Source organism: Streptomyces sp., from assembly GCF_036524955.1.
Taxonomy (GTDB): Bacteria; Actinomycetota; Actinomycetes; order Streptomycetales; family Streptomycetaceae; genus Actinacidiphila.
In genome coordinates this window covers 21,768-28,573 of record NZ_DATDBG010000280.1, presented here as the reverse complement: position 1 = coordinate 28,573, position 6,806 = coordinate 21,768, and the positions used below count along the sequence as shown (strand labels likewise).

The 6,806-nt window shown below is 72.7% G+C and carries 5 protein-coding genes and 1 tRNA gene; 5 read left to right on the top strand and 1 reads right to left on the bottom strand.

Features of this window, described 5'->3' with window-relative positions; genetic code table 11:
- Position 1 precedes the first annotated feature (1 nt).
- Positions 2 to 73, bottom strand: a tRNA-Arg gene (locus tag VIW71_RS22645).
- A gap of 298 nt (positions 74 to 371) precedes the next feature.
- Here VIW71_RS22645 and VIW71_RS22640 point away from each other — a divergent pair.
- From VIW71_RS22640 to thrC, 5 genes are all read left to right on the top strand, one after another.
- Positions 372 to 947 carry a response regulator gene (locus VIW71_RS22640; protein WP_331624346.1) on the top strand — a complete coding sequence of 192 codons (576 nt, stop codon included), beginning with the start codon at positions 372 to 374 and terminating at the stop codon, positions 945 to 947.
- 297 nt (positions 948 to 1,244) lie between these two features.
- The gene (gene nrtL / locus VIW71_RS22635) at positions 1,245 to 2,339 is read left to right on the top strand and encodes an ArgS-related anticodon-binding protein NrtL (protein ID WP_331624345.1); all 1,095 of its coding nucleotides are present in this window, start codon (positions 1,245 to 1,247) and stop codon (positions 2,337 to 2,339) included.
- A 295-nt stretch (positions 2,340 to 2,634) separates the two neighbouring features.
- Positions 2,635 to 4,026 (top strand): diaminopimelate decarboxylase, encoded by a 1,392-nt coding sequence (lysA, locus tag VIW71_RS22630; RefSeq protein ID WP_331624343.1) that lies wholly within the window; start codon positions 2,635 to 2,637, stop codon positions 4,024 to 4,026.
- 341 nt (positions 4,027 to 4,367) lie between these two features.
- On the top strand, positions 4,368 to 5,660 hold the full coding sequence (locus VIW71_RS22625) for a homoserine dehydrogenase (RefSeq protein WP_331624341.1): 1,293 nt from the start codon (positions 4,368 to 4,370) through the stop codon (positions 5,658 to 5,660).
- A 7-nt stretch (positions 5,661 to 5,667) separates the two neighbouring features.
- On the top strand, positions 5,668 to 6,759 hold the full coding sequence (gene thrC / locus VIW71_RS22620) for a threonine synthase (protein ID WP_331624340.1): 1,092 nt from the start codon (positions 5,668 to 5,670) through the stop codon (positions 6,757 to 6,759).
- The last annotated feature ends 47 nt before the right edge of the window (positions 6,760 to 6,806 follow it).

The following is a 6,806-nucleotide window of genomic DNA, read 5'->3' as shown; positions in this document are numbered from 1 at the left end:
GTGCCCCCGGCAGGATTCGAACCTGCGCACACGGCTCCGGAGGCCGTTGCTCTATCCCCTGAGCTACGGGGGCTGGTGTGCCCTGGTGGGGGCGACGGGAAGAACACTACCAGCTCGCGGGGGGTGGGCGTGTACGGGGTTTTTGGAGGTCGGCGCGGGGTTGGGAGGGCTTGGATCGGAAGGGCTTGCTTCGGGAGGGGGCGGCCCGCGGGGGTTCGGGAGGGGCGGTGCGGTTCTCCGTGAGGGGCTTGGGGGAGGGGGACGAGCGGGTGTCACTCCTCACGGGGAAGAAATGGGCAAAACGCGGACGCATCGCGAGGGGCGCGCCTAGGCTTTCCGGTGTGGCGGGCGCGTCGGGCCGGGTGCTTGTTGTGGATGACAACAAGGTGATCCGGCAACTGATCAGGGTCAATCTCGAGCTGGAGGGCTTCGAGGTCGTGACCGCGGCCGACGGTGCCGAGTGCCTGGAGATCGTGCACAGTGTGCGGCCGGACGTGGTGACGCTGGACGTGGTGATGCCCAGGCTGGACGGGGTGCGGACCGCCGCGCGGCTGCGAGCGGACCCGCGGACCCGGCAGGTCGGGATCGTGATGGTGAGCGCGGGGTCGCTGCCGGAGGGTGCCGGCGGGCCCGGGGGCGTCGACGCCTATGTCTCGAAGCCGTTCGAGCCCGGGAATCTGGTCGATACGGTGCGCACCGTTGCCGGGCGGCGGCTCCTGCTCGCCGGCCCCACCCCCGACCTCGCTCCGGGTTCCGGGTCTCGCCCCGACCTCGCTCCCGGTTCCGGGTCTCGCCCTCACCTCGCTCCGGGTTCTGACCCCTGCCCTCACCTCTTTCCCGGTTCCGAGCCTCGCTCTCACTCCGCGTCCCGCTCCGACTCCGACCCCCTTCCGGGCCCGGAACCGGAACCCAAGGGGCAGGCCGCCGCCGCGTCCGGCGGTGCTTGAAGCAGCTGACACAACCTTTGTGTCAGCTCCACTCAGGGAGGCGTGCGGCGGAGGCCCGTCGGTGGTTCCGCGGCCTCGCCGCGGCCGAGCCTGGAGCCCGAAAGGGGACTGGAGCCCGAAAGAGAAGACGTCCCCGCGCCCGGCGGTATCTGGGCTGGCCGGCGCTTCCGGCCCGGGCCGAGCCCGGGCCGGGCCCGGCCGGGTACGGGAGCCGGTCGGCGTCCCCGGGCCCCGGAAGGCGTCGCGGGGCGAAACCCGCTGGCCGGGTTACCCGGGGGCTCGCCTACGCTTTTCTCCGTGACCCCCGCCGAACTGTCCCGCGCCGTGCTGACGACGGTACGTCGTGCTGTCGCGGCGCAGGAGCTGGACGTGGTGGTGCCGGAGAAGATCGTCGTGCAGCGGCCGCCGAGGCCCGGGTGCGGCGATTACGCGACAACCGTGGCGTTGCAGCTCGCGGGGCCGGCCGGGCGGACGCCGCTGGAAGTGGCGGCGATCCTGAGCCGGCGGCTGGCGAAGGAGCCGGGGATCGCGCAGGTGGAGATCGCCGGGCCCGGCTTCCTGAACATCACGCTCGACGCGCGGGCCTACGGTGACGTCGTACGCCAGGTGCGGGCACAGGGCGGGCAGTACGGGTACGGTGACGGGCTCGCCGACGAGCCGGTGACCGTGGCGGCGGACCGCGACGACGTACGGGAACGGGTCGTCGCCGAGGCGGTGAACCGCCTCGCCCGTGCCGCCGGAGCCCCGGCTGGGCCGCCCGAACGACTGACGGTCGCCCCCGCTCCGGCCCCGGAGACCACGCTCGGCCCGGACGAGACCCGCTGGGCCCTGCTGCGCCCCCCCGCAGAGGACACCCCCCGGCTCACCGCCGACCTGCTCGCCCAGCGCGAGTCCAACCCCCTCTTCCGTGTCCGGTACGCGCATGCCCGCACCCGCGCCCTCCTCCGCAACGCCCACGACCTGGGCGTGGACCCCGAAGCCCCGGCGAGCAGGGAAGCCCCGCGGAACCCGGCGCACCGGGCCGTCCCGGACGCCCGGAACAACTCCTCGGCCCCGGCGAACCCGGGTCCCCGCAAGAACCCCGCACCCTCCGAGAACGCGGACCCCTGCTACCACCACCCCGCCGAGACCGAACTCCTCGGCCTCATCGCCGACTTCCCCCGCGTCATCGAGACCGCCGCCCGCCGCCGCGCGCCGGACCGGCTGGCACGGCACCTGGAGCGGTTGGCCGACGCCTTCTTCCGGTTCCACGACGAGTGCCCGCCGCTGCCGAAAGGGGAGGAGAAACCCTCGGCCGTCCACGCCGCCCGCCTCCGCCTCGCCGACGCGACGGGCGTCGTGCTCGCCGGCGGCCTCCATCTGCTCGGCATCACCGCCCCCGACCACCTCTGACCGAAGACGGCCCGATACGGTCCGAATATGACCCCAAAGCGGCCCGCGGACGGCCCACAGGCGGTTCGAAAACGGCCCGCGGACAGGCCCACGGACGGTCGAGGGCAGACCGAGGGCAGACCGAGGGCAGACCGAGTACGGTCCGAAGAAGGCCCGAAACGGCTCGAAAACGGTCCGCGGACGGCCCGAAGACAGACCGAACACCGCCCGAACCCGGCCGCAGCACCGCCCGAACACAGCCCACCGCCGGCCCAGAGACACCCCCCGTACCGACACCATGAGTGAGAGACCAGCCGTGAGCCGCTCCGCACACCCCGCAGGCCCCCGCCACGCCGACGTCCTGCCCGAAGGGCACCACGCCGCCCCGCCCGCCGACCTCAACCGCCTCGACCCGCGGATCTGGTCGCGCACCGTCACGCGTAACGAGGACGGCGCGGCCGAAGTCGCGGGCCTTGACGTACGCACCCTCGCCGAGGAGTTCGGCACTCCCGCGTACTTCCTCGACGAGGAGGACTTCCGGGCCCGGTGCCGGGCATGGCGGGCGGCGTTCGGGGACGAGGCGGACGTGTTCTACGCGGGGAAGGCCTTCCTGTCCCGCGCGGTGGTGCGCTGGCTGTGCGAGGAGGGCGTCAATCTCGACGTCTGCTCCGGTACGGAGCTGGCGGTGGCCCTCGACGCGGGGATGCCGGCCGAGCGGATCGCGATGCACGGCAACAACAAGAGCACCGCCGAGATCGAGCGGGCCGTGACGGCGGGCGTAGGGCGGATCGTGCTCGACTCGTACCAGGAGATCGTGCGGGTCGCGGACGTCGCGCGGCGGCACGGCACGCGGCAGCGGGTGCAGATCCGGGTGACGGTCGGCGTGGAGGCGCACACCCACGAGTTCATCGCCACCGCGCACGAGGACCAGAAGTTCGGCATCGCGCTCGCGGACGGACAGGCGGCGGAGGCGGTCCGGAGGGTGCTGATGCTCGACAGCCTCGAACTGGTCGGCATCCACAGCCACATCGGCTCGCAGATCTTCGACATGGCGGGCTTCGAGGTGGCCGCCCGCCGGGTCGTGTCGCTGCTCGCGGAGGTACGGGACGAGCACGGCGTGGAACTGCCCGAGATCGACCTCGGCGGCGGCCTCGGTATCGCGTACACCCCCGAGGACGACCCGCGCGAGCCGCAGGAGATCGCCAAGGCGCTCGGCGACATCGTCACCCGGGAGTGCGAGGCGGCCGGGCTGCGGGTGCCGCGGCTGTCGGTGGAGCCGGGCCGCGCGATCGTCGGGCCGACGGCGTTCACGCTGTACGAGGTCGGCACCGTCAAGCCGCTGGAGGGCCTGCGGACGTACGTCAGCGTCGACGGCGGCATGTCGGACAACATCCGCACCGCGCTCTACGACGCCGAGTACAGCGTGGCGCTGGTCTCCCGTACGAGTGACGCCGCGCCGATGCTCAGCCGGGTGGTCGGCAAGCACTGTGAGAGCGGCGACATCGTGGTGCGGGACGCGTACCTCCCGGGCGACCTGGCGCCCGGTGACCTGCTCGCGGTGCCGGCCACCGGCGCGTACTGCCGCTCCATGGCCAGCAACTACAACCACGCGCTGCGGCCCCCGGTGGTCGCGGTCGCCGACGGGCAGGCCCGGGTGATCGTCCGACGCGAGACGGAGGAGGACCTGCTGCGCCTGGACATCGGCTGAGACGCCGGAGGATCACCGGCGCCTGGGCGAGGCGCGCACGGCCCTGCCCGGCAGACCGGTACGGACACCGGCCGGGCGCAGGAGGATCCCCCGCGCCCGGACCGGCTGAGAAGGAGAACGGGCCGCGCCGGAGCCGTCGCCCGACCCGATTCGGCGCAAGATCGCCGGGCGGACGCGGAATCGGACGCGAAATCTCACAGTCCGCCCGCGTGGTCTCGCGATCCGGACAAGGCGTGGTTTCTCCCGTCCGGTGAGTGAGACTGGATCCGCGACGAGGTGCGGCGTGCGAGCAGCAGGGCCGCACGTGCTGAGCTGCACGGGAAACCGAGAGACGAGGTCGGATGATGCGTACGCGTCCGCTGAAGGTGGCGCTGCTGGGCTGCGGTGTGGTCGGCTCCGAGGTCACGCGCATCATCACGACGCAGACGGACGACCTCGCCGCCCGGGTCGGCGCGCCGGTCGAACTGGCCGGGATCGCGGTACGCCGCCCCAACCGGGTCCGTGCGGGCGTCCCCGCCGAACTGCTCACCACGGATGCCACCGCCCTGGTCAAACGCGGGGACATCGACGTCGTCGTGGAGGTCGTCGGCGGCATCGAACCGGTCCGCACCCTGATCACCACCGCCTTCGAGCACGGCGCCTCCGTCGTGTCGGCGAACAAGGCGCTGCTCGCCGCGGACGGCGCGAACCTGCACGCCAAGGCCGTGGAGCACGGCGTGGACCTGTACTACGAGGCCGCGGTCGCCGGCGCGATCCCGCTGATCCGGCCGCTGCGCGAGTCGCTGGCCGGCGACAAGGTGAACCGGGTGCTGGGCATCGTCAACGGCACCACCAACTTCATCCTCGACAAGATGGACTCCACCGGCGCCGGGTACAGCGAGGCGCTGGACGAGGCCACCGCGCTCGGTTACGCCGAGGCCGACCCGACCGCCGACGTGGAGGGCTTCGACGCCGCCGCGAAGGCCGCGATCCTGGCCGGGATCGCCTTCCACACCCGGGTGACCATCGACGACGTGCACCGCGAGGGCCTGACCGAGGTCACCGCGGCCGACATCGCCTCGGCGCGCCAGATGGGCTGTACGGTCAAGATGCTCGCCATCTGCGAGCGCAGCGCCGACGGGCGCTCGGTCACCGCCCGCGTACACCCCGCGATGATCCCGCTCAGCCACCCCCTGGCCTCGGTACGGGAGGCGTACAACGCCGTCTTCATCGAGGCGGAGGCGGCCGGGCGGCTGATGTTCTACGGTCCCGGCGCCGGCGGCGCACCCACCGCGTCCGCCGTACTCGGCGACCTCGTGGCCGCCTGCCGCAACAAGCTGGCGGCGACCACGGGCCCCGGCGAGTCCGCGTACACGCGACTGCCGGTGAGTCCGATGGGCGATGTGGTCACCCGCTACCACATCAGCCTGGACGTGGCCGACAAACCGGGTGTCCTGGCTCAGGTGGCCACGGTCTTCGCCGAGCACCACGTGTCGATCGACACGGTCCGGCAGCACGGCAAGGACGGCGAGGCCTCCCTCGTCGTCGTCACCCACCGCGCGCGGGACGCCGCCCTCTCGGCGACCGTGTCCAGCCTGCGGAAACTCGACACCGTACGCGGCGTCACCAGCATCATGCGCGTGGAAGGGGAGTAGACCCGCAATGAACGCAACCATCGATCAGCCCCGAATGTCCGGCACCCACCAGTGGCGCGGGATCATCGAGGAGTACCGGGACCGGCTGCCGGTCGCCGCGGACACCCCGGTGGTCACCCTGCTGGAGGGTGGCACTCCGCTGGTCCCGGCCGGGCTGCTGTCCGAGCGGACCGGCTGTGACGTCTATCTGAAGGTCGAGGGCGCGAACCCGACCGGGTCCTTCAAGGACCGCGGGATGACCATGGCCATCTCCAAGGCCAAGGAGGCGGGCGCGCAGGCGGTGATCTGCGCCTCCACCGGCAACACCTCGGCCTCCGCCGCGGCCTACGCGGTGCGGGCCGGCATGGTCTGCGCGGTGCTCGTGCCGCAGGGCAAGATCGCGCTCGGCAAGATGGGGCAGGCGCTGGTGCACGGCAGCCGCATCCTCCAGGTGGACGGCAACTTCGACGACTGCCTGGAGCTGGCGCGCGGGCTCAGCGAGAAGTACCCGGTGGCGCTGGTCAACTCGGTCAACCCGGTACGGATCGAGGGCCAGAAGACGGCCGCGTTCGAGATCGTGGACGCGCTCGGCGACGCGCCGGACATCCACCTGCTGCCGGTCGGCAACGCGGGGAACATCACCGCGTACTGGCGCGGCTACCAGGAGTACGCCGCGGACGGCCTCGCCACCCGTCGGCCGCGGATGTGGGGCTTCCAGGCGTCCGGCTCGGCGCCGATCGTCAACGGCGCGCCGGTCCGCCAGCCGCAGACCATCGCGACGGCGATCCGGATCGGCAACCCGGCGTCCTGGCGGTTCGCGGAGGAGGCACGGGACGAGTCGGGCGGCCTCATCGACGCGGTGACGGACCGTCAGATCCTCTCGGCGTACCGCCTGCTGGCGGCGAAGGAGGGCGTCTTCGTGGAGCCCGCCTCGGCGGCGTCCGTCGCCGGGCTGCTGAAGGCGGCGGAGGAGGGCCTGCTCGACCCGGGCCAGCGTGTCGTCTGCACGGTCACCGGCAACGGCCTCAAGGACCCGGACTGGGCGGTCGCCGGTGCCCCGCAGCCGACCACCGTCCCGGTCGACGCCGACGCCGCGGCGAGCCACCTCGGCCTGGCGTAGGGCCCACCCGTGCGAGGGGCGCACGCCCGCGATGCGACACGCATCAC

Bases quoted from the DNA above. Each gene is read 5' to 3' on its own strand.
- VIW71_RS22625 (WP_331624341.1), top strand. From the start codon at position 4,368: ATGATGCGTACGCGTCCGCTGAAGGTGGCGCTGCTGGGCTGCGGTGTG.
- thrC (WP_331624340.1), top strand. From the start codon at position 5,668: ATGAACGCAACCATCGATCAGCCCCGAATGTCCGGCACCCACCAGTGG.